The organism is Corynebacterium kefirresidentii (genome assembly GCF_016599755.1).
GTDB lineage: Bacteria > Actinomycetota > Actinomycetes > Mycobacteriales > Mycobacteriaceae > Corynebacterium > Corynebacterium kefirresidentii.
Genome location: NZ_CP067012.1, coordinates 893452 through 919063 on the forward strand (window position 1 = coordinate 893452; position 25612 = coordinate 919063).

Genomic DNA, 25612 nt, shown 5'->3' on the forward strand with positions numbered 1-25612 from the left:
GGTGATCTTACCTGTAATGACCTCGTTGCGGTGCCATACTCTGCCCCCGTTCGCTAGCAGGGAACGGGGGCCAAGAACCGTATCAAACAGGGGAAATTACCGTGTAATTTCTGGAACTGAACCGAGCCCTGAGGCGTCGCCTCCCAAGTGAGATTTATCGGCAGCGGCAATGCCATCGTTGATGCCGTGCAGACTGTTCATTGATAGCGACATCTCTGTGAGATTGGGAAAGAGGCGGTTGCGGGTATCGATGGCGTGATCGGTGCGTGCTTGCAAAGCGGGAAGGGTTTGGGTGGCTACAGCCTCTGCATGGTGAGAGCAATACTGAGACTCACGCAGGTTTTCAGCAATTCCGTCCTCATTGGCTTGGGTGAGCAATTCACCGATGCGGGCGGCATAAGACAGGCGGAAGCTGCGGCGATATGCGGCAGTGGAATTAGTAGCGCGGGCGATTTCCGCGCCATCGCCGTTACGCATAAACCAGTCGCATTGGCGGTTGAGGGAGGCAAAGAGGTCGGCGCAATGGGCGGCGTCGGCAGGAGCACCGATGACACAGGCTAGGCCTTTGTCATGGATGAGGAGCGTGGTGCATCCATTGGCGTCAGAAATGGTGCTGAGCAGGGAAGCCTGGTGCTTGATATAGGGCGGGTGGATGTGCACGCGGTGGGAAATGAGATTGGGGAGCTCGGAAGTAAGCAGATCCTCGATGCGATACTTCTGTTGCAGGGACTGCGCCTTAGAAATCAGAACCTCGGCCTCGTCTTCAAAACTGGTGGACTCAGCCTTGCGTAAAAGTCCTAGGACCTTTGCACGAATTTTGCGTTGTTTATCGCTAAGCCCGTCTTCTCGCAAGGATTCGCCAAAGGCCAAAAGTTCAGTATCGCGCAGCCTAGGAAGGTGAATTAGCTCTTTCATAATGGCGCGCAGCTTATCGCGCGGAATGAAATTTTCGTCCGGCGGAGCCATTTGTAGCCAAGCCTTGCGTAAGGCAGGGGAGGTAATCCGTGCCGGCACATGGGGGCTAGCACGGTAGATAATGGGGTAAGCATGCGGGCCTAAGACGTGCTCTAAATCCGCCGGTGCCCAACCATGTTGCGCGGCGGTGATGAGGCGTTCGATTACGTGAGCAGAAAGGTCATCGCAGTGGGTGGTCATAAAACTTCGTCCTTTAAAAGGTGTACGTGTGTTCGCTTGCTTCCTCAGCAAAGCATGCACATCAGTAGGCCCGTGAAGGAAAAGCCCCCGCTTGATACCCCCTAGATACTCTTGCGACCTGCGCATTTCGCCCTGGAAAAACTGTCGCATGAACTGCACATCCCTCGGAGGTGAGCCGGTAAGGTCTAAGGCATGAATAGCCAACACGAATTTGTCCTACGAACCGTTGAGGAACGCGATATCCGCTTTATCCGCCTGTGGTTTACGGATATTTTGGGCGCCCTTAAATCCGTGGTCATGAGCCCATCCGAGCTGGAATCGGCCTTTGAAGAAGGTGTTGGCTTCGATGGTTCTTCTGTGGAAGGGTTCTCCCGTATCTCTGAGTCTGACACCATTGCGCTGCCAGATCCCTCCACCTTCCAGATTCTGCCCTTTGATATGGATGAGCCGGACCTGCAATCGGCCCGCATGTTCTGCGATATCGCGCAGCCGGACGGCCAGCCCTCCATGGTGGATCCGCGCCATATCCTGCGCCGCCAGGTTACCGAGGCCGCCAATGATGGATTTACCTGCATGGCCTCACCAGAAATCGAGTTCTACCTTTTTGAGCGTGGCCGCGAACTCACGGACTTGGTACCGACCGATAATGGTGGTTATTTCGACCAGGCTACTCATGATACCGCCCCGCTTTTCCGTAGGAAGGCGATGCTGGCGCTGGAATCACTGGGAATTGCCACGGAGTTTAGCCATCACGAAACCGCACCGGGGCAGCAAGAAATTGATCTGCGCCATGCGGACGTGCTGACCATGGCTGATAACATCATGACCTTCCGGCACGTAATCAAACAGGTGGCAACCAACTCCAACGTGCGCGCCACCTTCATGCCTAAGCCTTTCGAGCATCTGCCAGGCTCCGGCATGCACACCCACTTGAGCCTTTTTGAAGGCCAATCCAATGCCTTCCACGATCCGGACGATGAATTTTCCTTATCGCAGACTGGCCGACAGTTCATCGCCGGAATCCTGGAACACTCCACGGAGATGTCCGCCATTGTTAATCAGTGGACAAATTCCTATAAGCGCCTGATGTTTGGCAACGAGGCACCGGGTTCAGCAACCTGGGGTGTGTCTAATCGCTCTGCGTTGGTCCGCGTGCCCACCTACCGGCTTACTAAGGAAGATTCCCGCCGGGTAGAAATTCGTTCCATTGATGCCTCCATGAACCCGTACTTGGGTTATGCGGTGCTCTTGGCAGCCGGTCTGCGAGGAATCCGGGAAGGCTACGAACTCGATGATCCAGCTGAGGACGATGTCCACCAGCTCACCCGCCGCGAACGCCGGGCAATGGGATATAAGGATCTGCCCACCAGCCTGGACCAGGCTTTGCGCGAGTTTGAAAAATCCGAGTTCATGGCGGAGGTGTTGGGCGAGCACGTCTTTGAGTTCTTCCTGCGCTCCAAGTGGGATGAGTGGCATCACTATCAGAGCCAGATCACCACCTTTGAGCTGCGCAATAACCTGAACTTCTAGGAGAATAATGCGTCCTGCTGCTGTACCTTCACCGGCTACGCTTGGCCTTACCCGCCCGCATGCTGCTTCGGATATTGAGCAGCTGGGCTGGAATAACCCTGAATCGGTCAATCTTTTGTGGACCCTTGCGGCCGTGGGGGATCCAGACCTGGCCCTCAACAATCTCATCCGCATCTATGAACAAGTCCCAGAGCTCGATGAGGCTGTGCGCGCCAATGAAACGGTGCGTGTGCGCCTTTTTGCCCTGCTGGGTGCTTCGACCGCCTTTGGTGATCACCTCGCGGCAAACCCTGAGTTGTGGCGAGAGCTAGAAAAGCCCCTCCCACAGCCCGAAGAGATGCTGCAGAGCCTGCTCGGCGCCGTCGACGCCCAGCCCGCGGAATTTGCTCAGGATATTGATCGGCCCGATCCGGCGCGTGAGGATCTTGGCGCGCCGGGCACCTACCGCGCCGGCGAGGGAGAGCATAAGCAGGCGCTGCGCACGACCTACCGCACGTTAATGATGCGCATTGCCGCTTGCGATGTGGCCGGTACCTTCCATGCACGCAAGGGCCAGACCACACCCCAGCCGGAGGTAGGATTCCGCCAGATTACGGCTCTGACCACCGCGCTTGCCGACGCTGCCTTAACCGCCTCCCTCGCCTGCGCTGTGCGCACCATCTACGGGGACGAGCCTGTAGACGCACAACTAGCAGTCATGGCGATGGGAAAGTGCGGTGCGGGGGAGCTGAACTATATCTCTGATGTGGACGTCATTTTCGTCGGCAGTGAGGCAACCCCACGGGCAATACGCCTGGCGGCGGAGTTCAATCGCATTGGCTCCACCACCTTCTTCGAAGTAGATGCGAATTTACGCCCAGAAGGAAAATCGGGTGCTTTGGTGCGCACTTTGGAATCACACGTTGCCTACTACAAGCGGTGGGCGGAGACTTGGGAATTCCAGGCGCTCCTGAAAGCGCGCGCCATGACCGGTTACCTACCACTGGGGCAGGACTATCTGGATCAGATCCGCCCGATGGTGTGGACGGCCTCCCAGCGCGAGTCCTTTGTAGAAGACGTCCAGGCCATGCGCCGCCGCGTGTTGGCTAATGTTCCTGCAGAACTCAAGCATCGCGAGCTGAAGCTGGGCGTGGGTGGCCTGCGTGATATTGAATTTGCAGTCCAGCTCTTGCAATTGGTGCACGGGCGTTCCGATGAAACGCTTCGCGCATTATCCACAGTGGATGCGCTGGAGGCATTGGTTTCGGCAGGGTACGTCGGACGTGAGGACGGCACCCAGCTCATTGAAGCCTATGAGTTTTTACGCTTGCTTGAGCACCGATTGCAATTGGAGCGCTTCCGGCGAACGCACACGCTGCCCGATAGCGATGATGAAGACGGGATGAAGTGGCTAGCACGCATCGCCGGTTTCTACCCGCAGGGCACTCAATCCGCAGCCGAGCGCATGCTTTCGCACCTGCGCCGGATTCGCCTGCGCATCTCCGAGCTGCATTCGCGCCTGTTTTATCGGCCGCTTCTTAATTCTGTGGTCACCATGTCCGCCGATGAGCTGAAGCTCTCGCCCGAGGCCGCCAAGCTGCAGCTGGCCGCGCTGGGTTATAACCACCCGGACCGCGCATTCGAGCACCTGACTTCTCTGGCGGCAGGAACCTCACGCAAAGCACGCATCCAGGCGATCTTGCTGCCCACCTTGATGGAATGGCTTTCCGATACCGCAGACCCAGACATGGGCCTGCTGAACTATCGCAAACTTTCCGAGGCTGCGAACGATAGGTCGTGGTTCTTGCGCATGCTGCGCGATGAAGGAATTGTGGGCCAGCGGCTCATGCACATCCTGGGCACGTCACCGTTTACCTCGGATCTGATTATTAGCGCGCCGGATTCGCTAAAGCAGCTTTCCGACGGCGCCACTGGCCCCAAACTACTGGAAACCAAGCCCGAGCAGGTCTCCAAAGCACTGGTTAATTCCAGCAAGCGCCACGCCGACCCAGATAAGGCGGTGGCGGTGGCTCGCTCGCTGCGCCGGGTAGAGCTTGCCCGCATTGCTAGTGCGGATTTGCTGGGCTTTATGCCGGTCAAGCAGGTGTGTTATGAGCTATCTACCATTTGGGATGCCGTGCTGGAAGCTGCCCTTCGCGCCGAGGTGCGGGCATGGCGCCTAGCCAACGAGGATGCGGAGCCACCAGCGCGCATTGCCGTCATTGGCATGGGTCGGCTGGGAGGCATGGAGCTGGGCTTCGGTTCAGATGCGGACGTGCTCGTGGTAGCAGAACCCGCCGAACAGGATGCTGACTCTGATGCGGAAGGGGAGGCAGTGAAGTGGGCCATCGGGATCGTCGATAAGCTCCGGCGCCGCTTGTCTAAACCCTCGGGAGACCCCCCACTGGATGTCGACTTAGGCCTGCGTCCCGAAGGTCGCTCCGGTGCGGTGGCGCGCACTATCTCCTCCTATGAGCGTTACTACCGCGAATGGGGCGAGTCCTGGGAGCTGCAGGCTTTGTTGCGCGCGGCCTTCGTTGCTGGGGATAAAGAGGTAGGCGAGCGCTTTATGTCCATGGTGGATAGCTTCCGCTATCCAGAAGGTGGCGCCAGCGCATCTACCATTCGCGATATTCGGCGCATGAAGGCACGTGTGGACAATGAGCGCCTACCGCGCGGCGCGGACCGCAATACTCACACCAAGCTTGGTCGCGGTGCGCTAACCGATATTGAATGGACCGTTCAGCTACTGACGATGATGCATGCCCACGAGTACGCCGAGCTCCATGATCCGTCTACGCTGCGCGTGCTTGATGCTTTGGAAGAAACCGCTATCCTTTCCGCCGGGCAGGTATCTGACCTTCGCGAAGCCTGGCTTATGGCTACCGACGCCCGCAATGCGCTAGTGCTTGTGCGCGGCAAGCGCGTGGACCAACTGCCTGGACCTGGCCCGCAGCTGGCCCAAGTAGCCGGTGCCGCCGGATGGGCACCGGAAGATAACCAGGAGTTTTTGGAACACTATTTGAAACTAACCCGGCATGCCCGCAAGGTAGTCGATGAAGTCTTTTGGGGCGAGGAGGAATCCTTCGAGCATTCTTAGAGTTGCCCTTGAAAATCCCCGGTGTGAGCACTGCGGCCTTACTTTTTGCACTGCCGGACTCTAGAGTGGGATGGGAAAGAGGAAGGACTGGCTAGTTATGTCTTTTAAGCTGCAACTTGATGTGAATAACGCTACGGTGGGCGAGCTATCCGCATTGCTTTCCGCTGCGCGTGCTGCGGGCGTGCGCGACGGCGACGCCCTGCACCTTGATGGCACCACAGTGACCATTGAGGTCTCCACCCCTCGGGAGCAAAAGCCCACACCGCCGAGCCCGGAATCAGCGCCGCAAAATTCCCGCCAAACCCCTCGCTCTTGGGGCCGCGCCGACCGCATAGGGGAGGCCACCATTCGCTCCATCATTGATGCCCTAAATGATCGCGGCGAAAACCAGCGCGGCAATGACTACGGTTCTTTTAGCGATGGCGCTGGTTTCCATGGCTAAAATCAGTGGGGCGCACCGCCGCAAGCTCATCTATCTGTGGGTCTTTGTGGCCGTGGCCGTCATCGTGGCCATCGCAGTAGGGGTATGGGCAACCAACCGCGACAATCCACCCAAAGGGACAAAGACCGTGGGCGAGGCCGTGGCCGGTGGCGTAGTCCAAGAAGACGTTCCTGCGCAGGTCAATGGTGCCATTAAGGACGATAATTCCACCGATGCTAACCGGGTGACCTCCCTAGCTAAGGCATTGGGCATTCCCCTAAAATCCGTCCCGCGAGATATTACCCAGACCGAAAACGGTAAGTCTGATGTGCGCGTGTACCTTGAGCGTGAGCTGAGCAGTGCAGTGGAAGCCGGTGACATCAGCGAATCCGATGAAAAAGCGGTTCTCGTAGCTTTTGAGCGAGGCCTTGTTATGCCGGCTAGTGATGGGATTGTGGCGGAAAGCTACCCGGCAAACTAACCAGTCTTTACCGTGCAAGTTGGGGACGAAAATCCAGGAAACCCGCAGCTGCGAGGCATCGCCTTGGCAGTAACTCTTCCTAAGGTAAAACATCACAAATTGGTAACGGGCATAGTGCTCGGTACCGAAGCCTTTGGAGGAGACTATGACTTTCAAGTCCACGCTATCGACCGCGGTGGGAGTAATCGCCGCCATCGCCATCCCCATCACCGGTGGGGTAGGAGTGGCCTATGCCGTCAATACCGTGCCGGCCGATACCATCGCCCAATCACTTCCCACTGGTGAACTGGCTGGCCACCTGAAAAACTTTGGTGCGGAAGCTACACGTGAAGACGCGCTGCGCATATTGGATGAGCTGAATTAGTCTAGAGGCCATGCTGATTGATGCCCTAAGCCTGAAATTTAAGCCCGATGACTACAGGGCAAAGCTGCCGGTTTTCGATTACTTGGCCGACCTAGGAAGCTTTAAGCTGCGGAGGCCGGTAACCGTCTTCGTGGGGGAAAACGGCATTGGTAAATCTAGTTTGCTCGCCGGTGTGGCCAGTGATTTGGGCTGCTCTCCCGAAGGTGGACGGATGGACGATCCCGATGAAATCGTTCCCCGCAGCCCCATTCGCTGCGTCACGGATAAAGTCATCCAACGCGCCTATTTCCTACGCGCTGAAAAACACGAGCATCTGATTGCACGCGGAGATTCATCAGACGAACGCGCAGGCCGCTCCACCTTGTCCCAGAATGTAGATTTATCTCGCCGCTCGCACGGACAATCCGTCTTCGACATGCTCTATGAGCACATCAATGGCCAAGGCGTATATGTCCTTGATGAGCCAGAATCGGGACTTTCCGTTATCCGGCAGCTGGCCCTAGTGGGGGAAATAGCCCAAGCGGTTGACCGCGGCGCGCAGATAATCATCGCCACGCACTCGCCAATTCTTTTGGCCTGCCCGGGGGCAGACATTGTGGAACTAAACGATACTGGCTTTGAACGCATCGCCTTCGATGAGGCGGAAGCCGTGGCGGCTACCCGTGAGCTTTTAGCGGATCCTGAAGGAACCATCCACTTTATTGTCAACCCCGAGTAACCATGCTCTGGCCTTTAAGAAACCTCCACGATGGTGACAGAAGGCCCATCCTCGCCAGCGCGGCGCCGCAGGAAGTGGGTGACTACCACACCAATCATGCCGACCACCCACACGGCTAGCACCGCCGCGGAGGCTGCAGTGAAATCCGGCATGGAGTAGTTAGGGGCAGCAGAGGAATGGTCCAGCACCATGCCGAAGAGCTGAGCGCCCAGCATGCCGGAGGTAAACCCGCCCATATTGCCCAGGCCCGTAGCAGTGGCCACCACGGATCGATCCATGCGCTCGCGCACGATATCGAAGCCATAGTTAGCCGTCGGCGTGCAGAGCGCGGTAACGAAGGACACCACCAAAATCGCGGCCAGACCACTGTCGGTGCCGAAGGTAAAGAAAATGAGCCAGGTCAGTACATGGACCGCTACGAAACCCAGGCTGAGCCACGGGCGGATATGCTGTGCGCGGGAGGAAATCTTGCCGTGCAATGGGCCGACGAGGACCAAAAATACCGCCAACAAGGTAAGCACCAGGCTGGACTTCGCCTTGGATAGCTCCATTCCTTGGGTCATCATGGGCATTCCCCAGAGCATGACAAAGACGATGAGCGGGAGCATACCGATGTAGTGAATGAAGTAGGCCTGCCATGCCACTGGGGAGCGGAATACCTTCTTTAGGCGAGCTGGGATGCTGGTGGCCTGAGAGTTGGGCGGTTCTTTTTCCGTGGGGATAATGCCCAGCTTTTCCGGTGAATCTGCCACCGCCACAATCGCGGCGATGGCCACGAGAATGCCCACCGCACCAAGGGTAACGAAGGCGGCGGTCCAGCCGGCTGCGCCCAGTAACCACAAGAAAGGCACCGCAGAGATGAACTGGCCCATCTGCCCTAGCGACGAGGTTACCTGGGTAAACATAGGCGTGCGGTGCAGCGGGAACCAATAGGGCAGGATGCGCATTACGGAGAGAAACGCCGTGGCATCGCCCGCGCCAATGAGCACGCGGGCTGCGATGGCTACGCCATAGCTAGTAGTAAAACCCAGCACTACCTGGCCGATGCCCATGATGACGGCGCCGACTACCAAGAGCAGGCGTGGGCCAAATTTATCGATCAATATGCCGGTAGGAATTTGGGCTAAGGCATACACGCCCAGCTGCACGGAAGTAAAAACAGCGATACGGCCGGCATCAACATCGAAGCGCTCAATAGCGTCCAGGCCGGCAACGCCAAAAGAGGTACGGCCAGTAATCGCTACGAGGTAGACCGCCATGGCGGCCACCCAAATGCCTAAAGCTTGAGTGGTAATGACTTCTCTGGGATTCGGCTGCGACATGGCTGATACCTTACGCCTTAACTACTAAGATTCTTTTGTGTGAAGTATATTTCGACCCGCGATACCGCCCGTCAGCCCGCATCTTTTACGGATATTCTCCTTGGCGGGCTTGCCCCCGATGGAGGTTTGTACCTGCCAGAGAGCTACCCGCAGTTGGATTTCGCCACTTTAAATTCATGGCGGACGCTCCTTGCGGATGAAGGCTATGCGGCACTCGCGGCCGAGGTGCTCAAGCTTTTCATTGACGATATTCCAGCGCAAGATATCGAGGATATCGCCGCCCGGGCCTATACCAGCCCCAAGTTTGCACACCCCGAGATCGTCCCCGTTACCGAACTGGGGGAGGGCCTTTTTATCGGGCACCTTTCTGAAGGACCTACTGCGGCATTTAAAGACATGGCCATGCAGCTTTTGGGGGAGCTTTTTGAATATGAGCTCGCCCGCCGCGGTGAGACGCTGAATATTTTGGGCGCTACCTCTGGTGATACGGGTTCTTCAGCAGAGTATGCGATGCGAGGTCGCCAGGGCATTCGCGTTTTTATGCTCACCCCGGCCGGCCGCATGACGGCCTTCCAGCAGGCACAGATGTTTGGTTTGGATGACCCGAATATCTTCAACATTGCCCTTGATGGCGTCTTTGATGATTGCCAGGATGTGGTCAAGGCGGTCTCGGGAGATGCCGACTTTAAGTCCACCTACCGTATCGGTGCGGTCAATTCCATTAACTGGGCGCGGCTTATGGCCCAGGTGGTCTACTACATCTCCTGCTGGCTGAAGGTCACCGACAATGCCGAGCAGAAGGTTTCCTTCAGCGTTCCTACCGGCAACTTTGGCGATATCTGCGCCGGCCACATCGCCCGCCAGATGGGGCTTCCCATCGATCGTCTCATCGTGGCTACCAATGAAAATGACGTGCTAGATGAGTTTTTCCGCACAGGAAACTACCGTCCGCGCCCTGCCGCAGAAACCATGGCTACGTCTTCGCCGTCGATGGATATCTCGCGTGCCTCTAATTTTGAGCGGTTTGTGTTCGATTTGCTCGGCCGCGATGCAGCCCAAGCAGCGGAGCTTTTTGGCACGAAGGTCAAAGAGGGCGGTTTCAGCCTCAACCAAGAGAAAGTCGCCGCCGCCGGTCAAGAGTACGGATTCCTATCTGGCTCCTCCAGCCACGCCGATCGCCTCGCCACCATCAAAGACGTGCACGAGCGTTTCAACTACCTGGTGGATCCGCACACGGCCGATGGCATTAAGGTCGCCCGCGGGGCGCAGCGCGAAGGCGTGGAGACGCCCATCGTATGCTTGGAGACTGCACTGCCGGTGAAGTTTGCAGAGACCATCATAGAGGCCATTGGCTCTGCCCCCGAGCCGCCTGAGCGTTTTGCTGGCATTCTCGATACTGAGCGGCATGTTAAGGACTTGCCCAATGATGCTGCGGTGGTCAAGGATTACATCACCACGTCGATTCAGAAAACGGAGGTTTAGCTCATGGCCCTAGAAAATTTTGCCGGCCCAGAACACTACACCGAGTTTGACCCAGAAAAGTTCATCCGCGATCTCAAGGCCCAGGCGGAGATGGCTACGGATGAGGATGCTAAGGACGACGCCGGGGATGCGGGCGCGGATAGCAACTAGCGTTGGTGCAGTCTGCACGGCCGTGCTCCTCGCGGCCTGCAGCCCGATTCGGGGTGGGGAAGAACCAAGTTTTTCTGCCCTGTCTTATAAAAACCTCATTCCTAATGAGGTCTATTCCCCGGCCGTGGCGCCGATCGCGCCGGGCACGGCTCTTGAGCTCTCCGGCGATGACCCGCAGCCGGGTGCTTATTTCCAGTACCACTCTTGTACGGCGGCATGGTCATTTACGCTTGCCGACGCCCGCACCATCGCCGTTACCGCCGGCCATTGCGGCAAACCTCACGATAAGGTCTGGGCTGGCTCTGCCGACGGTGAGTTCAAATATCCTGCCGAGCCCATTGGTGAGGTCATTTATTCTGATAACTACGCCGAAAAGAGTTATGACCTCGACGTAGCTTTTATCGAAATCACCGGCAGTGCTGATTACTATGTCCCCGGGGAAGTAGACAATACCGTCGCCACCTCGCTGGCTCATCTGCCGCAGAAGGTGTGCAAGCTGGGCGTGGTTACTAATGAGACGTGTGGATCGCTATCCCATGATGCGGAAATTGCGCAGCTTACCTGGCAGGACCGCCAGTGGGATTCGCTTGCTGCACGGGCACACGTGTGCAGTACCAATGGCGATTCGGGCGGGCCGGTCTATGGCGAGGTAGAAGGCAAACAGACCATCGTGGGCGTGGTCTCCGGAACGACGCAATCCCTCGAAGAAGGGCGTTCCTGCGAGAACACACAGACGGATATGGAGCTGACTTTCACCTTGGCTACCGATATTCAACGGCTTGCCAAGAAGGTTCTAGGCCCGATGGCCTAGATCGGCAGCACTGGTCTACCCTAGGTGGCATGCCGACTCCAGATTTCATTGTTCAGCTGCGCGAAAAGATTGGTCAGGATCAGATCTTCGTGCCGGCCTGTAGCGCCATTATCCTCCGCGATGTACCCGCAGATGCCGCATTGTGGGAGGTTCCTTCCGTGCTCCTAGTCAAGCGCTCCGATAATGGTGTGTGGACACCGGTGGAAGGAATCTGTGAGCCGGGCGAGGAAATTACCACCACTGCGCTGCGAGAGGTCAAAGAAGAAGTCGGACTCGAGGCCAAGGTGGAAGCGCTTTTGGGCGTAGGGCAAACCGGCCCAGTGACCTATCCCAATGGCGATGAGTGCACCTTCATGGGAACGGCGCTGCGTGTATCGGTAGCAGAGGGCGCAGAGCCGGTCATTAGTGATGAAGAAAATACCGAGGCGGATTGGTTCTCGGTGGCGAAGCTTCCCGATAGCGTTTCGCGCCGCCACCGCCTCATGATTGCTGACGCAGTAGCCCAGATGAAACATCCCCGCGGCTTTGTTCCACGTATGGGCTGGATGAAGCGCAGCGAGCAACCAGGGCTTTAGGTCGGCTTTGTTGCGGCGTCGGCAAGCAGCTTGCACAGATGCTGCGGATTGCGGGCGGCGATAAGCTCTTGTGCAATGCAGTCGCGCGCAGTAGCGATGTCTTCTTTATCGCCGCAGGCAATCACCGCAGTATTAATGGTGATGAGGACCTTGCCCTGTCGCGCCAACTCATAGAAAAGCGGGCAATCATCTGCACTCCAGCGCCATGCTGTGGCGTAGAAGTCCCGTGCGCCTTGGCCCAGCCACGACGTCTCCAAGAGCAGGTGCTCGCCGTAGAGATAGATGCCGTTTCGCTGCACGCCGGCGAGTACCTGTCTTACTGCAGTCAGGTCCGCGCATTCCCAAGCGATGAAGGTGATGGGGGAGGAACTATACATCACCGGCGACCGTTGCGGCGCTTCGAATCTTCAAAGCTGGAGTCTCGCATAGTGGCTGCTCCTCTTTGCTCCTTTTATTGGCCTGTAGTGATAAGTGGCTCTTCAGGGCCTGTTTGCTTTTTGCCTTCCCATACCCAGCTCAGGAAGCGGGTGGAGCACAGCATCCAGTGCGCGGTGAGGAGAACCGGGATGGTGAGCGCAATGGCGTCGATAAGCTCGGAGCCATTGACCAATGCCAGCTGGTGGCCGCCCATGCTGACGGTTCCCGGCGGGAAGGTGCACGACCACCAGGCAGGGGAATAGGGGACCCACCGAGCTACATTGGGATAGAAGGTAAACATCGCGTAGATGGATAGCGGAATGGCGATGATGAGGGCAGTCAGGCCGTAATAAATGGATACCGGGCCGGGGAAAAGAATCTGCATAGCCGTGGTGGACTGGCCTACCACGCCTAGTGGTACCCAGGCAGTGGCTGATTTCGCGCCGGTAAAATCCACCTTCCCGTGCCATGCGGCCCAGTACACGCGAGCAAAGGTCGGCACCGCCGTTACCAGGGACATGAAGAAAAATATCGTGCCCATTACGTGGTAGAACTGGCCGTAATCGTGAGCCAGCCAACCAGAAACCGAGGCCGAAATCATGGGGCCAACCAGTGGCAGGCCCCAGGTGAACTTCGGCTCGCCATCAAAGCGTGTGAGCTGGATAGCCCACGTGATAACCGTAATTGGGCCACCGATCCAAAAGCCTATGAGGCGGAAAGTAGGAATGTCCGTGAGCCCGGAAAGCGCGGCGCCGAGCGCCAAGATTCCGATGAAAAACATCGACCATTCCGCCATTGTGGTGCGCTCGAAGCTGGGATGGCGGTAGCGCAAGAAACCCGCGGTGAGGACGACAAAGATGACGCACGCAATGGCGGCAAAAATGCCGGCCAGGATCATCATGCCTTCTTCCACGAGTAGGCGCGAAACGATGGAGGTGCCCATGAGGCTGCCTCCCCACGCGGGGCCGGGGGCTGGGAGTTGGCGGAATCTATCAGTCACACCCACATGTTAATTTCTTTCGGTCGGGTTATCAGAATTTTGCTCTCGTTTGGGCTGGTGAGAACTCTCGCTAAGTATGGATTTAGGGGCGGGGGTCAAGCCTAGATCATCTTGTGGCATCGATCGCATCTCGCGGGGTCGGCTTAGAAAAAGCAAGTCCCGAGACCCACTGAAGGTCTCGGGACTGAGCTTTGTAGGCGCGTGCCCTTTCGTCCCCTATAGGACGCTGGCTAGCGCAGCTTTAGCAATCGAAATACATCTCAAATTCCTGCGGGGTCGGGCGCAGGCGAACGGGGTTAATCTCGTTCTCGTACTTGTAGTTGATGTAGGTCTCGATGAGGTCCTCGGTGAAAACATCGCCTTCGGTGAGGAAGTCCATGTCCTCCTGCAGGGCCTTGAGGGAAGCCTCGAGGGAGGTCGGGGCCTGCGGGATGGATTCAGCTTCTGCAGGCGGCAGCTCGTAGAGGTCCTTATCTACCGGAGCGTGTGGCTCGATGCGGTTCTTTACGCCGTCGATGCCGGCCATCATCATGGCGGCAAAGCCCAAGTACGGGTTGCCGGATGGGTCCGGAGCGCGGAATTCGATGCGCTTAGCCTTCGGGTTGGAACCGGTAATCGGGATACGGATTGCAGCGGAGCGATTGCGCTGGGAGTAGACCAGGTTAATCGGAGCCTCGAAGCCTGGGACCAGACGGTGATAGGAGTTCAGCGTTGGGTTGGTGAACGCAAGCACAGCACCAGCGTGGTGGAGGATGCCGCCAATATAGTAGCGGGCGATATCGGAAAGACCTGCGTAGCCGGCTTCATCGTGGAACAGCGGCTTGCCGTCCTTCCACAGGGACATGTGGGCGTGCATGCCGGAACCATTATCGCCGGCCAACGGCTTGGGCATGAAGGTGGCGGTCTTGCCCCACTGCGCTGCGGTCTGCTTGACCACGTACTTGAAGGTCTGAATGTCATCGCCCGCGTGCAACATGGAATTGAAGCGGTAGTTGATTTCGTTCTGGCCGGCGCCCACCTCGTGGTGGAAGCGCTCGATGTGGAAGCCTACCTTTTGCAGGTTTTCCACCATGGCGTCGCGCACTTCACCGTGCTTGTCATACGGAGCGGTGGGGAAGTAGCCGCCCTTCAGGCGGGTCTTGTAGCCGGTGTTCGGGGTGCCGTCGAAGTTGGTTTCGCTATCGCGGTTCCACCAACCTTCATCGGAATCAACCTCGTAAAAGCCGTGCTGGACGTCGGTGCCAAAGCGTACGGAGTCAAAGAGGTAGAACTCGGCCTCAGCGCCAAAATTGCAGGTATCGGCGATGCCGGTGGACTGCAGGTACTCTTCCGCCTTGCGCGCGATGTTGCGCGGGTCGCGGGAGAACGGTTCAAAGGTAAATGGGTCGTGGACGAAGAACTTGATATTCAGGGTCTTGGCCGTGCGGAACGGATCAATATGCGCGGTGGCTGGATCCGGCAGCAGGGTCATATCGGACTCATCGATGGTGGTGAATCCGCGGATAGAGGAGCCGTCGAAAGCGAGGCCGCTTTCAGCATCTTCTACGGTGAACTCTTCTGCTGGGATGGAAAAGTGGTGCTCGGTGCCTGGGACGTCCGTAAAACGGATATCGACGAATTTTACGTCCTCGTCCTGAATAAATTGGACGATGTCCTGCACTGTCTCGAAAGACACGTTTGTCTCCTCGTTGTTGACCGGTGAATTGTCTCTCTATAGCCTACTAGGTTCTCGCCTTAGGCATCGCGATTCCCCTCGTTTCACATCTCACTTTCCGCCCGCTAGATTGGTGAGCATGGCAGATAAGCGTACGTGGCTCGACGGGCCGAATATTCCGGGCGAATACGATGACATGGAAGGTCCCGGCCGCTGGCCGGGCGAAAAGCTCGGCCTTCCGGAGTCCGGACCGGGGTCACTAGCTTCCGTTGGCCGCCGCGCCGGCGCTGTGGCGATTGACTGGATCGTGTGCATGCTCATCGCCAACCTGATCCACATGTTCACCACGGAATTCGGCGGTGTGGCTTTCTTGGGCTACGCGCTGTGGGTAGTCATGGGAATCGCATGTGGTTGGCTCTTTGCTCGCACACCCGGCATGTTGCTTTTAGGCATGGGTGTTGCCCGGCTTGACGTTCCCGGTGCCCGCGTGGGCCTATGGCGCGCGGCGCTGCGCACGGTGCTCACCGGTGTGCTGTTCCCAGCGGCCATGGTTGATGCGGATGGACGCGGAATGCATGACCGCGCCACCGGTACCATCGTTATTCGCTCCTAAGTCGCCCGGATTTTCCGGGCAAGAGAAAATCCCTGCCACACCTCATATGGTGCGGCAGGGATTCGCTTTAGGCGCCCTACTTATTTTTTTTGCGCTGCTGGGCGCGGCGCATGCGGCGATTCATGCCGGCCATGTTCTGCGCCTGGTGGGGCATTGGACCCTTGGGCATGCCCGGGGTGGTACCCGGCATGGAGTCCATGGCCTCGATGCGGCGGATGTTTTCGTAGGTTTCGTTCTTATTAAAGTTGCGCGGCAGCTTCATGACCTTATTGCGCAGCTTGGAAACGGGAACCTCGTCCTCGCCGTTGCCTACGAAGATCTCGTAGATGGGAACGCCGCCGGCGATCTTGTCTACGCGCTTCTTAAGCTGGTTGAGGGTAGGGCGCACGCGGTTCTTATTGCCTTCGCACACGAAGATGACGCCCGCATTGCCGATGACGCGGTGGATAAGATCCTGCTGGCGGGTGGCGGCCACGCCGGTTTTGACGGACCAGACGATGCCCACGGTATTGCGCAGCTGCTGCTCGAGTGCCCAGCCCGCAGCACCCGGCTGGTCTTCCACGCGCTTGTACATATCGCGCTCAAGGCGGCGGGTAAATAGGAACATTGCGAGCAGCGCGCCGATGCCCAAGCCCAGGATGAGCATGAACCACTGGCCGTGGAAAAGCGAGCCGATCAGGAAGAAGAGCAAGCCCATGCCCAGGAAGGCGCCCAGCATGATGGGGATAAGCGCCTTATCCTGCTTGCGCTGCATATTAAATGCTTGCCACATTTGGGACCAGGTTTGCTTACGCTGCTGGCGCTTGGCCGCGCGTTCTTGCTTCTTTGCAGCCTTTAGTGCTGCCTTGTCATCTTTCGCCATGGCTCCTACTTTAAAGGTCAATGGGCATGAATGTTAAAACGGCCCACGCGGAAAGCGCAGGCCGTTATGAAAACGTGTGGTTTAGCGGACGGTGGCCGCCGCCGAATTCGCATTAGCCGGAGCCTTGGCCATGCGGGTGGTCACGGGAGTCTCCTCCGATGGGCCGTATTTCTCCAGCAGGGTGGAGGCTTCTTGGGCGGTGGCACCCTGAGAGGTCTCCGCCAGGTGCTTGAGGTTATCCGGCAGCTCGAAGCCGCGCTTTTCCATAGCCTGCACGTAGAGGCGGCCGGCGCGATAAGAAGAGCGCACCAGCGGGCCGGACATGACGCCGCCGAAGCCGAGTTCCTTAGCCAGCTTGGAGTGGGCCACGAATTCCTCTGGGCGCACCCAGCGCTCAATCGGGTGGAAGCGCGGGCCGGGGCGCAGGTACTGGGTGATGGTGATGATATCGCAGCCAGCAGAGCGCAGGTCACGTAAAGCTTCCTCGACCTCTTCCTCGGTCTCGCCCATGCCCAAAATCAGGTTGGACTTGGTAATGAGGCCATAATCATGTGCCTGGCGGATGACGTCCAAGGAGCGCTCGTAGCGGAAGGCCGGGCGGATGCGCTTAAAGATGCGCGGCACGGTCTCCAGGTTGTGCGCGAAGACCTCCGGCTTGGCCTCGAAGACCTCCTCCAGCAGGTCTGGCTTGCCAGAGAAATCCGGGGTGAGGTTTTCCACGCCGGTGTGGGGGTTAAGCTCGTGAATCTTGCGCACGACCTCGGCGTAGAGCCATGCACCCTCATCGGGGAGATCATCGCGGGTAACACCGGTAATGGTGGTGTAGTTAAGGTCCATTTCCCGGATATTTTCGGCTACGCGGCGCGGTTCATCGCGGTCTAGTTCTTCCGGCTTGCCGGTGGCAATATCGCAGAAGTCGCAGCGGCGGGTGCACTTATCGCCACCGATGAGGAAGGTAGCCTCGCGGGATTCCCAGCACTCGTGGATATTCGGGCAACCTGCCTCCTGGCACACGGTGTGCAGGGAGGCCCCAGCCACGCGGGACTTCATGTCCTCATAGCCCGGGCCAGTGCGAACCTGGTTGCGGATCCAGCGTGGCTTTTGTTCGATGGGTGACTCCGCATTCTTCTTTTCAATGCGGAGCATCTTGCGTCCTTCAGGCTTAACAGTCACAAAAACTCACTTTATCGGTTGATGGTGGTGATGGCTAATAGCTCTTCTAGGTATAAGTCGCCGCGGTCACATCCTATTCCGCGCCAGCCCCAAACTAGGGTTCTTGCCGCGCTTGCCGACGCCTCTGTCTAGCCCTTTCATTCGCTAACTTCGTGGGATCAGGGGCTGAGCCAAAGGTGTGGTCGGCGACAATGAGGCGGCCCGAGAGGGCGTCATCAAGCGCCTGCAAAAGCGGTTGGGTGGCATCCTCGAGGCTGACCTGGCGTCCGAGCTCCAGCGATAGGGTGGTGACATCGGCGTCATCGATGCCACATGCCACGATGTGGTCGTAGTATTCCAGCGTATTGCAGCAGTTAAGCGCCAAACCGTGCATGGTCACCCCGCGAGTAATGCGGATTCCAAGAGCGGCAATCTTGCGGTCACGCTTCGGAGCGGAGGGATCCTTGGCTTCGGTAGTGGAAGGAACCCACACGCCCGAGCGGCCATCGATGCGCCCGGCGGTGGTTACCCCCATCTGGCGGACCGTCTGGATGGTGGCCTCCTCGAGGCGGCGGACATAGTCGACGACGTCGACGGGCTCGGCCAATTTGATAATGGGGTAGATGACCAGCTGGCCTTCGCCATGCCAGGTGATGCGCCCGCCACGGTCAACGGTGATAACGGGCAGGCCGTTATCTGGCATATCTTCCGGTTGGGTGCGCTTGCCGGCGGTATAGATATTGGGGTGTTCGACTACGAGCACCACATCGTCTTGTTCCCCCTTGGCGCGCGCGGCTGCTACCTCGGCCTGGTAGTCCCAGGCCTCCTGGTAGTCCATCCGGCCCAAGAAACGGACCTCTAGTGGTTTATCGGAGGCGCGGATAGAACGCTCGGCGGGGAAGAAAGGATCGCGTGGTGCAGTCATAGACTCAAAGTTTCCTCTGGTGCGGTGGGCAAAGCAAAGCGGGAGGGTGCGCGTGGCACACCCTCCCGCGTGGGGTCGAATTAATCTAGGCCGTTGGCGGATGCATAAGCGGCAGCATCCATGAGCTCGCCGGCCTCATCAACCTCAACCTCGAAAAGCCAGCCCTCGCCGAACGGGTCGTTGTTGATGACAGCGTAGTCATCGTGCACATCCTCGTTAACGGCCTTTACGGTGCCGGTGACAGGGGAGTAGAGGTCAGAGACGGACTTCGTGGATTCGACCTCGCCACAAGACTCGCCGGCGGTAACGGTATCGCCTACCTCCGGCAGTTCGGCGAAGACGACCTCACCGAGGCGGTCAGCAGCCACGGAAGTAATGCCGATGCGCACGGTAGCGCCAGCAACGGCATCGGCGGCAGCGTTGACCCACTCGTGGTCTTCGGAGTAGGAAAAATCTTGAGGAAGGTTAGCCATGGTGATGTGGTCCTTTCGGGCTGGTTGAAAAGATGCTTACTTGTCGCGCTTATAGAACGGCAACGCGGTTACTTCAAAAGGATAGCGCTTACCGCGAATCTCCACCTCTACAGCGGAGCCGGGCTCGAGGTTCGCGCCGGTATTCAGCAGCGCGATGGCCACTGGGTGTCCCAGAGTGGGGGAAGGCTGGCCGGAGGTGACCGTGCCTACCTTCTCATCGCCCACGAAAACCTCGGCACCGGCGCGGGCTGCGCGGCGCTGCTCGGAGGTGAGACCGGTGATCGCTACCTGCGGGCCTTCGGCGGCGCGTTGGCGGACGACCTCGGAGCCGACGAAATCGGCCTCCTTTTTGGCAAAGGCACGGGCCATGCCCGCCTCTACCGGGGTGATGTCGCGGGAGAGCTCGTTGCCGTAAAGAGGCATGCCGGCCTCGAGGCGTAGGGAATCGCGGGCGGCGAGGCCGCACGGCTTGAGGTCGTATTCTGCACCGGCCTTGAGCAGCTCTTCCCACAGCTGCGCGGCATCGGAGTTGTACACAATGAGCTCGAAGCCATCCTCACCGGTGTAGCCGGTGCGCGCGATGATGGCAAAGGTGCGCGCCACCTTACCCATGGTGGCGGCGTAATAGCCGAGGTTGTAGACCTCGTCCTGCTTATTGTCTTCCACCAACGGGACGAGGATTTCTGCGGCCTTAGGGCCCTGGACGGCGATCATGGCCACGTCACGGGACTCGTTCTTCAAGGTGACATCGAAGCTCTCGGCGCGCTTGTTGAGCTCGTCCCACACGGTATCGGCGTTGCCGGCATTCGGGACGACGAGGAATTTATCTTCCTCAAAGCGGTAGGTAATGAGGTCATCGATGATGCCGCCGTCCTCGGCGTTGATCATGGAGTACTTGGCCTTGCCCACCTTGAGGGGCTCAAAGTTGGAGATGAAGGCATAGGACAAGAACTTGCCGGCGTCGGCGCCGTTGACCCAGATTTCGCCCATATGAGACAGGTCAAATAGACCGGCGCTGTTGCGTACGGCGCGGTGCTCGTCTAGCTCGTTCTGGTACTTCAGCGGCATGTTCCATGGGCCGAAGGCCGTAAAGGTGGCGCCGAGCTTCTCGTGCTCGGCATTGAGTGGGGAGGTAAGTAGTTCGGTCATGTTTACTCCTCAGAATCGTCGATATCGAATGCTTCCGGCGGCGGGCAGCTGCAGACCAAGTTGCGATCACCATAGGCCTCGTCGATGCGGCGCACCGGCGGGAAGTACTTGTAGCTGTGGCGCAGGGATTTCACTGGCCAAGCGGCCTTTTCTCGGCTGAAGACAAAGTCCCACGTATCGGCGCTAACGGACTCCGCGGTAAACGGAGCATGGTGGATGACGGAGCCTTCGTAGGACACCTGGCCGTCGATGATTTCTTGGATCTCGGCGCGGATGGTGCGCATTGCCTCGATGAAACGATCCAGCTCGCCCAAGTCCTCGGACTCGGTGGGCTCCACCATGAGGGTGCCGGCCACCGGGAAAGCCAGGGTCGGGGCGTGGAAGCCAAAGTCTACGAGGCGCTTGGCGACGTCCGCGGCGGTGACCCCAGAGGCGTCGGTAAGCGCGCGCAGATCCAGGATGCATTCATGGGCCACCAAGCCAGCATTGCCGGTGTAGAGCACAGGGAAGGAATCTTCCAGGGACTTGGCCAGGTAATTTGCGCCCAAAATTGCGTGGGCGGAGGCTTGAGCAAGTCCCTGCGCGCCGCTCATAGCTAGGTATGCCCAGGAAATCGGCAGCACACCGGCCGAGCCGTACTTGGTACTGGTAATAGGCACGCCTTGCCCAACCGGGGTAGCAGTGGTTGCATCCAGCTGCGGATCCGCGGCATTGGTGGGCAGGAACGGGATAAGGTGCTCGGCCACTGCTACTGGACCCACGCCTGGGCCGCCACCGCCATGCGGAATGGTAAAGGTCTTGTGCAGGTTGAGGTGGGAGACATCGCCGCCGAACTGCCCTGGGCGGGCCCAACCGGTCAGTGCGTTCATATTCGCACCGTCAATGTAGACCTGGCCGCCCACCGCGTGGACTTTATCGCAAACATCGCGAACCTCTGGGTCAAAGACCCCGTGGGTGGACGGGTAGGTCACCATGATGCCGGCGATGTGGTTGCCATGCTTGGCAATCTTTTCATCCAAATCCGCCAGATCAATAGAGCCGTCGTCCGCGGTCTTTACCACCACAACGCGCAGGTTAGCCAGCGTAGCCGAGGCCGCATTCGTGCCGTGTGCGGAAGCCGGGATGAGTACTACATCGCGCTCGTTATCGCCATTGGCTACGTGGTAGCGGCGGATGGCCAAAAGGCCGGCCAGCTCGCCCTGGGATCCGGCGTTGGGCTGGATGGAGACCTTGGCATAGCCGGTAATCTCGGCCAACCAACCTTCAATCTCCTCGACCAGTGCGCGCCAGCCAGTGGTTGTCTCTTCCGGGGCGTAGGGGTGGATGCCAGCAAATTCCGGCCAGGAAATCGGCTCCATGGCGGCGGTGGGGTTGAGCTTCATGGTGCAAGACCCCAGCGGGATCATGGTGCGGTCAAGTGCTAAGTCCTTATCAGCCAGCTTGCGCAGGTAGCGCAACATCTGGGTTTCGGAGTGGATGCGGTTGAATACCTCGTGCTGGAGCGGCTCCTGGCTGCGCTGCAGGCTCTTAGGCAGGTCGAAGTCAGCCTCAGTCGCCTCAGCGCCGAAGGCTTGGGCGAGCTTGGCGACGTCCTCCTTAGTCGCCGACTCACCGAAGGACACCGATACCTTGTCCTCACCGATCGCGCGCACGAGGTATCCCTCCTTCTGGAGGTTTTCCTTGATGCTGGTGGCATCCACGCCGGCGACGGTGACTGTATCGAAGAAGTCTTCAGATACCAGCTGCTTTCCGGCATCCTTGACGGATTGGGCGAAGCTGGAGGCAAGCCCATGCACGCGCTGTGCGATAGCCTTGAGGCCTTGCGGACCGTGGTAGACGGCGTACATGGAGGCGACATTAGCTAGCAACGCCTGCGCAGTACAGATATTAGAGGTGGCGCGCTCGCGGCGAATGTGCTGCTCGCGAGTCTGCAGTGCCAAGCGGTAGGCCGGGCGACCATCCGCGTCCTTAGAAACACCGACGATGCGGCCAGGCATCTGCCGCTTGAGTTTTTCTGTAACCGCCATATAAGCAGCGTGCGGGCCACCGAAGAAGAGCGGCACGCCGAAGCGCTGGGAGGAACCTAGTACAATATCGGCGCCCAGTGAGCCAGGGCCTTCCAAGAGAAGCAGGGAAAGCGGGTCGGTGACCACAGCGGCTAGCGCGCCGCGGGTATGCAGCTCTTCGATGAGGGAAGAGGGATCAAAAATGTCGCCCTCGGTGCCGGTGTAGGCAATGACGGCGCCAATGAGGTCCTCGCCTACGAGGCCTTCGCGCAGGTCGACGATTTCCACCTCGAGGTCAATCGCGCGGGCACGCTCCGCGGCGACGGTAAGCACCTGCGGGTGCAGGCGGGAATCGAGCACTACACGGCGGCCCTTCTTTACCGCACGGGACATAAGGCCCACGGCCTCAGCCGCAGCAGAAGCCTCATCCAAGAGAGAGGCATTCGCAATCGGTAGTCCAGTGAGGGATTCAATCATGGTCTGGAAATTCAGCAGCGCTTCCAGACGCCCCTGGGAAATCTCCGGCTGGTACGGCGTATAAGCGGTATACCAACCAGCATCTTCTAGCAGACCGCGGCGGATGACCGCTGGGGTGAGGGTATCTGAAAAGCCCTGACCATAGAAAGGCTTTAGCACAGTGTTCTGGTTGGCGTACTCCCGCAACGTAGCCTGTGCTTCATCCTCCGAGAGTGCCTCAGGAAGCTGAGGCAATTCTGCGGCGCGGATCTTGGAGGGAATGGCGGCATCGACCAGCGCGTCCACGCTGTCGTAGCCTACCTTCGCAAGCATGGTGGCCTGCTCCGTAGAATCCGGCCCTAGGTGGCGGGAGATGAATTCCATGTCAGTGAGACTCCTTAGTGAGGGACAATGGCTATAACCGCCCTAATTATATGTTTAATAATGGGTGAGCCGATCCCCCTTGAGAAACTTTTATGCACCGCATCACTGTCTAAGGTGGCTCCTAAGGCGCTCACCACGGGCTTAGGGGGAACGACCGCGAAAAGCCTCGAATAAAACGGGATGGATGGTTCAGCTAAAGGCGGAACTATCACCCCCACTTGGCACCCCAGACATGGCAAAAGCCTTCCAGCCCCGCAGTAGGGCTGGAAGGCTTTAAGCGGCGATAGAACCTTTAGACTTCGAGGTCTGCCTGGAAGTCCGCGGTCTGCAGGCGATCCTTGATGGTGGTGATGAAGCGGCCTGCGTCCGCACCGTCAACCACCTGGTGATCGTAGGTGAATGGCAGGTAGCACATCTGGCGGATGGCAATGGCATCCTGGCCGTTTTCGTTGACAACCACCGGACGCTTCTCAATGGCTGCGGTACCCAGAATGCCGGCCTGTGGCGGAACCAAGATCGGGGTATCGAGCATGGCGCCCTCGGAACCGATGTTGGTCACGGTGAAGGTAGCACCGGTCAGATCGTTCGGCTTCAGCTTGTTATTGCGGGCCTTATCAGCCAGCTCCGCAATCTGCTGCGCGATCTGCGGCAGGGTCATGTCCTGTGCCTTGTGGATGACCGGGGTGAGCAGACCCTTCGGCGTATCAACAGCGATAGCGATGTTGACGTCCGCGTGGTAGGTCATCTCCTTGGTTTCTGGGTTATAAGACGCATTGACGTTCGGGTGGGAGACTAGGGCCTCAGCGGTAGCCTTCACGATGAATGGCAGGAAGGACAGGTTGGCACCGTGCTTGTCGATGAATGCCTGCTTGTTCTTCTTGCGCATATCCCAGATGGCAGTCATGTCGACTTCCTGCACGTGGGTAAGCTGTGCGGAAATCTGCAGCGCCTCTACCATCTTGGAAGCGGTGATTTCGCGAATGCGGTTAACCTTCTGGGTGGTGCCGATAAGCTCCTGCTTGGCCGGATCCACAGACTTGGTGGACCAACGAGCGCGTGGGGAGTTGTCGGATTGCGCACCAGACTTGGCAGGTGCGTCTCCTTCGCCAGCGGCAGCAAGCACGTCCTGCTTGCGGATACGGCCACCGACGCCGGTGCCCTCAACGTTGTTGAGGTCTACGCCGTGCTTGTCAGCCAGCTTGCGTACCAGTGGGGTGACATAAGGAACGTTGTCGCCGTTGTTGACCTTCGCGGAGGTATTGAGAGAAGAATCCTGCTGGGTTTCCTTCTTGTCCTCTGCCTTTGGCTCCGGCTTCTTATCTTCCTCTGCCTTTGGCTCTTCCTTCTTTTCCTCTTCCTTCTTTTCTTCGGCCTGTGGTTCTGGCTTGGAGTCGGAGGAGGATGCGGTGGCGTTTTCGTCGCCGATGCGGGCGATGACTGCGCCTACCTCGATGGTGTCATCTTCGTCGGCGAGGATTTCTACCAGGGTGCCTGCTACTGGGGATGGAATTTCGGTGTCGACCTTGTCGGTGGAGACCTCGAGCAAAGGCTCGTCTACTTCGACGGTGTCGCCGACGGACTTGAGCCACTGGGTGATGGTGCCTTCGGTGACGGACTCGCCAAGTTCTGGCATTTCCACGTCGGATGCATCGCCGGAGCCGCCGTTAGAAGAGTCAGCCTTCGGCTCTTCCTTCTTTTCTTCGGCCTGTGGTTCTGGCTTGGAGTCGGAGGAGGATGCGGTGGCGTTTTCGTCGCCGATGCGGGCGATGACTGCGCCTACCTCGATGGCGTCATCTTCGTCGGCGAGGATTTCTACCAGGGTGCCTGCTACTGGGGATGGAATTTCGGTGTCGACCTTGTCGGTGGAGACCTCGAGCAGTGGCTCGTCTACTTCGACGGTGTCGCCGACGGACTTGAGCCACTGGGTGATGGTGCCTTCGGTGACGGACTCGCCAAGTTCTGGCATTTCCACGTCGGATGCGTCGCCGGAGCCGCCGTTAGAAGAGTCAGCCTTTGGCTCTACCTGAGCTTCTTCTGCTTCTTCCTCGTCCTTGTCAGCGGAGGAGTCGTTGGATGCGGAGCCTGCCTCATCCTCGTCACCGATGATGGCAATGACCTCGCCAACCTCGATGGTGTCATCCTCGTCAGCCTTAATTTCAATAATGGTGCCGGCTACGGGGGAGGGGATTTCGGTATCGACCTTGTCGGTGGAGACCTCGAGCAAAGGCTCGTCTACTTCGACGGTGTCGCCGACGGACTTGAGCCACTGCGTGATGGTGCCTTCGGTTACGGATTCGCCCAGCTCGGGCATCTCAACGGAGTTCGCCATGAGTTATAAGACTCCTCGAAAGTTGGAAGTGTTCTATCGCTACCCGACAATCTTACAGCGTGATGCTCACCCTCGTGCAGATGTGGGGTTAGTAACTACCCTCC

23 protein-coding genes are annotated in these 25612 nt (G+C 58.5%); 11 read left to right on the plus strand and 12 right to left on the minus strand.

The genetic code is table 11. From position 1 onward, the window contains the following. Positions 1–96: 96 nt before the first annotated feature. Complete coding sequence (locus I6I12_RS04400; protein ID WP_023021140.1) at positions 97–1155, minus strand: DUF2786 domain-containing protein; 1059 nt, start codon at positions 1153–1155, stop codon at positions 97–99. 192 nt (positions 1156–1347) lie between these two features. Here I6I12_RS04400 and I6I12_RS04405 point away from each other — a divergent pair, with 192 nt between their 5' ends. From I6I12_RS04405 to I6I12_RS04430, 6 genes are all read left to right on the plus strand, one after another. Beyond that, positions 1348–2685 (plus strand): glutamine synthetase family protein, encoded by a 1338-nt coding sequence (locus tag I6I12_RS04405; protein WP_023021141.1) that lies wholly within the window; start codon positions 1348–1350, stop codon positions 2683–2685. Positions 2686–2692: 7 nt separating this feature from the next. Next, complete coding sequence (locus I6I12_RS04410; RefSeq protein ID WP_200288837.1) at positions 2693–5764, plus strand: bifunctional [glutamine synthetase] adenylyltransferase/[glutamine synthetase]-adenylyl-L-tyrosine phosphorylase; 3072 nt, start codon at positions 2693–2695, stop codon at positions 5762–5764. A 97-nt stretch (positions 5765–5861) separates the two neighbouring features. Beyond that, positions 5862–6206, plus strand: coding sequence for a hypothetical protein (locus I6I12_RS04415; RefSeq protein ID WP_200288838.1), 345 nt, complete (start codon positions 5862–5864; stop codon positions 6204–6206). Beyond that, positions 6199–6666, plus strand: a complete 468-nt coding sequence (locus I6I12_RS04420) for a hypothetical protein (RefSeq protein ID WP_034660167.1) — start codon at positions 6199–6201, stop codon at positions 6664–6666. Before I6I12_RS04415 ends, I6I12_RS04420 begins: the two co-directional genes overlap by 8 nt. Before the next feature lie 145 nt (positions 6667–6811). Beyond that, positions 6812–7030 (plus strand): hypothetical protein, encoded by a 219-nt coding sequence (locus I6I12_RS04425; protein ID WP_023021145.1) that lies wholly within the window; start codon positions 6812–6814, stop codon positions 7028–7030. 10 nt (positions 7031–7040) lie between these two features. Then, the gene (locus I6I12_RS04430) at positions 7041–7748 is read left to right on the plus strand and encodes an AAA family ATPase (RefSeq protein WP_200288839.1); all 708 of its coding nucleotides are present in this window, start codon (positions 7041–7043) and stop codon (positions 7746–7748) included. A 14-nt stretch (positions 7749–7762) separates the two neighbouring features. On the opposite strand, the gene I6I12_RS04435 is transcribed toward I6I12_RS04430, so the two are convergent. Beyond that, positions 7763–9070 carry an MFS transporter gene (locus I6I12_RS04435; RefSeq protein WP_023021147.1) on the minus strand — a complete coding sequence of 436 codons (1308 nt, stop codon included), beginning with the start codon at positions 9068–9070 and terminating at the stop codon, positions 7763–7765. 39 nt (positions 9071–9109) lie between these two features. Here I6I12_RS04435 and thrC point away from each other — a divergent pair, with 39 nt between their 5' ends. Genes thrC through I6I12_RS04455 form a run of 4 tightly spaced genes read left to right on the plus strand, consistent with a single transcriptional unit; the run spans position 9110 to position 12088 of the window. After that, positions 9110–10552, plus strand: a complete 1443-nt coding sequence (gene thrC / locus I6I12_RS04440) for a threonine synthase (RefSeq protein WP_200288840.1) — start codon at positions 9110–9112, stop codon at positions 10550–10552. A gap of 3 nt (positions 10553–10555) precedes the next feature. Next, positions 10556–10702 carry a hypothetical protein gene (locus tag I6I12_RS04445; RefSeq protein ID WP_200288841.1) on the plus strand — a complete coding sequence of 49 codons (147 nt, stop codon included), beginning with the start codon at positions 10556–10558 and terminating at the stop codon, positions 10700–10702. Then, positions 10680–11513 (plus strand): trypsin-like serine protease, encoded by an 834-nt coding sequence (locus I6I12_RS04450; RefSeq protein ID WP_200288842.1) that lies wholly within the window; start codon positions 10680–10682, stop codon positions 11511–11513. The genes I6I12_RS04445 and I6I12_RS04450 overlap by 23 nt, the downstream gene beginning before the upstream one ends. Before the next feature lie 29 nt (positions 11514–11542). Beyond that, complete coding sequence (locus I6I12_RS04455; RefSeq protein ID WP_200288843.1) at positions 11543–12088, plus strand: NUDIX hydrolase; 546 nt, start codon at positions 11543–11545, stop codon at positions 12086–12088. On the opposite strand, the gene I6I12_RS04460 is transcribed toward I6I12_RS04455, so the two are convergent. From I6I12_RS04460 to glnA, 3 genes are all read right to left on the minus strand, one after another. After that, a complete protein-coding gene (locus tag I6I12_RS04460) occupies positions 12085–12465 on the minus strand; it encodes a hypothetical protein (protein WP_023021152.1) in 381 nt (126 codons plus the stop codon). The genes I6I12_RS04455 and I6I12_RS04460 overlap by 4 nt on opposite strands. 74 nt (positions 12466–12539) lie before the next feature. Then, the gene (locus I6I12_RS04465) at positions 12540–13505 is read right to left on the minus strand and encodes a TDT family transporter (RefSeq protein ID WP_200288844.1); all 966 of its coding nucleotides are present in this window, start codon (positions 13503–13505) and stop codon (positions 12540–12542) included. Between the two features lie 241 nt (positions 13506–13746). Next, positions 13747–15180 (minus strand): type I glutamate--ammonia ligase, encoded by a 1434-nt coding sequence (gene glnA, locus I6I12_RS04470; RefSeq protein WP_023021154.1) that lies wholly within the window; start codon positions 15178–15180, stop codon positions 13747–13749. 118 nt (positions 15181–15298) lie between these two features. On the opposite strand from glnA, the gene I6I12_RS04475 reads away from it, so the two are divergent. Further along, positions 15299–15772 (plus strand): RDD family protein, encoded by a 474-nt coding sequence (locus I6I12_RS04475; RefSeq protein WP_200288845.1) that lies wholly within the window; start codon positions 15299–15301, stop codon positions 15770–15772. Between the two features lie 76 nt (positions 15773–15848). On the opposite strand, the gene I6I12_RS04480 is transcribed toward I6I12_RS04475, so the two are convergent. The 7 genes from I6I12_RS04480 to sucB all read right to left on the minus strand — a co-directional run bounded on the left by I6I12_RS04480 (position 15849) and on the right by sucB (position 25508). Continuing rightward, entirely contained in the window at positions 15849–16634 is a 786-nt protein-coding gene (locus tag I6I12_RS04480; protein WP_200288846.1) for a DUF4191 domain-containing protein, read from the minus strand. An 81-nt stretch (positions 16635–16715) separates the two neighbouring features. Then, positions 16716–17780, minus strand: coding sequence for a lipoyl synthase (gene lipA / locus I6I12_RS04485; RefSeq protein ID WP_200289024.1), 1065 nt, complete (start codon positions 17778–17780; stop codon positions 16716–16718). A 121-nt stretch (positions 17781–17901) separates the two neighbouring features. Next, a complete protein-coding gene (gene lipB / locus I6I12_RS04490; protein WP_023021158.1) occupies positions 17902–18711 on the minus strand; it encodes a lipoyl(octanoyl) transferase LipB in 810 nt (269 codons plus the stop codon). An 80-nt stretch (positions 18712–18791) separates the two neighbouring features. Next, positions 18792–19184, minus strand: coding sequence for a glycine cleavage system protein GcvH (gcvH, locus tag I6I12_RS04495; protein WP_023021159.1), 393 nt, complete (start codon positions 19182–19184; stop codon positions 18792–18794). Positions 19185–19220: 36 nt separating this feature from the next. Further along, positions 19221–20333 (minus strand): glycine cleavage system aminomethyltransferase GcvT, encoded by a 1113-nt coding sequence (gcvT, locus tag I6I12_RS04500; protein ID WP_200288847.1) that lies wholly within the window; start codon positions 20331–20333, stop codon positions 19221–19223. Between the two features lie 2 nt (positions 20334–20335). Further along, complete coding sequence (gcvP, locus tag I6I12_RS04505) at positions 20336–23179, minus strand: aminomethyl-transferring glycine dehydrogenase (protein ID WP_023021161.1); 2844 nt, start codon at positions 23177–23179, stop codon at positions 20336–20338. A gap of 292 nt (positions 23180–23471) precedes the next feature. Beyond that, positions 23472–25508: a 2-oxoglutarate dehydrogenase, E2 component, dihydrolipoamide succinyltransferase gene (gene sucB, locus I6I12_RS04510; protein ID WP_200288848.1), complete on the minus strand. Its 2037-nt coding sequence runs from the start codon at positions 25506–25508 to the stop codon at positions 23472–23474. Positions 25509–25612 lie beyond the last annotated feature (104 nt).